Source organism: Serratia sp. X3 (assembly GCF_014982455.1).
GTDB lineage: Bacteria > Pseudomonadota > Gammaproteobacteria > Enterobacterales > Enterobacteriaceae > Serratia > Serratia ureilytica.
In genome coordinates this window covers 1-1,032 of sequence record NZ_JADCNB010000023.1, presented here as the reverse complement: position 1 = coordinate 1,032, position 1,032 = coordinate 1, and the positions used below count along the sequence as shown (strand labels likewise).

Genomic DNA, 1,032 nt, shown 5'->3' with positions numbered 1-1,032 from the left:
GGTACTATCGGCCACGTTGACCACGGTAAAACTACCCTGACTGCAGCGATCACTACCGTTCTGGCTAAAACCTACGGCGGTTCTGCACGTGCTTTCGACCAGATCGATAACGCGCCAGAAGAAAAAGCTCGTGGTATCACCATCAACACCTCTCACGTTGAGTATGACACCCCGACTCGTCACTACGCGCACGTTGACTGCCCAGGGCACGCCGACTACGTGAAAAACATGATCACCGGTGCTGCTCAGATGGACGGCGCGATCCTGGTAGTTGCTGCGACTGACGGCCCAATGCCTCAGACCCGTGAGCACATCCTGCTGGGTCGTCAGGTTGGCGTTCCTTTCATCATCGTATTCATGAACAAATGCGACATGGTTGATGATGAAGAGCTGCTGGAACTGGTAGAAATGGAAGTTCGCGAACTGCTGTCCGCATACGACTTCCCAGGCGACGACCTGCCAGTGATCCGCGGTTCCGCGCTGAAAGCGCTGGAAGGCGAAGCTGAGTGGGAAGCGAAAATCATCGAACTGGCCGAAGCCCTGGACAGCTACATCCCAGAGCCAGAGCGTGCTATCGACAAACCGTTCCTGCTGCCAATCGAAGACGTATTCTCCATCTCCGGTCGTGGTACCGTTGTTACCGGTCGTGTTGAGCGCGGTATCATCAAAGTTGGCGAAGAAGTTGAAATCGTTGGTATCAAAGACACCGTTAAGTCTACCTGTACTGGCGTTGAAATGTTCCGCAAACTGCTGGACGAAGGCCGTGCTGGTGAGAACGTAGGTGTTCTGCTGCGTGGTATCAAACGTGAAGAAATCGAACGTGGTCAGGTACTGGCTAAGCCAGGCTCCATCAAGCCACACACCCAGTTCGAATCTGAAGTGTACATCCTGAGCAAAGATGAAGGTGGTCGTCACACGCCATTCTTCAAAGGCTACCGTCCACAGTTCTACTTCCGTACTACTGACGTGACCGGTACCATCGAACTGCCAGAAGGCGTAGAGATGGTAATGCCAGGCGACAACGTGAACATG

General features: G+C 53.7%; 1 protein-coding gene. It reads left to right on the top strand.

The features are described from left to right. Positions 1–1,032 (top strand): elongation factor Tu (tuf, locus tag IMX17_RS25105; protein WP_193550338.1); only part of this gene is annotated, 1,032 nt, incomplete at both ends.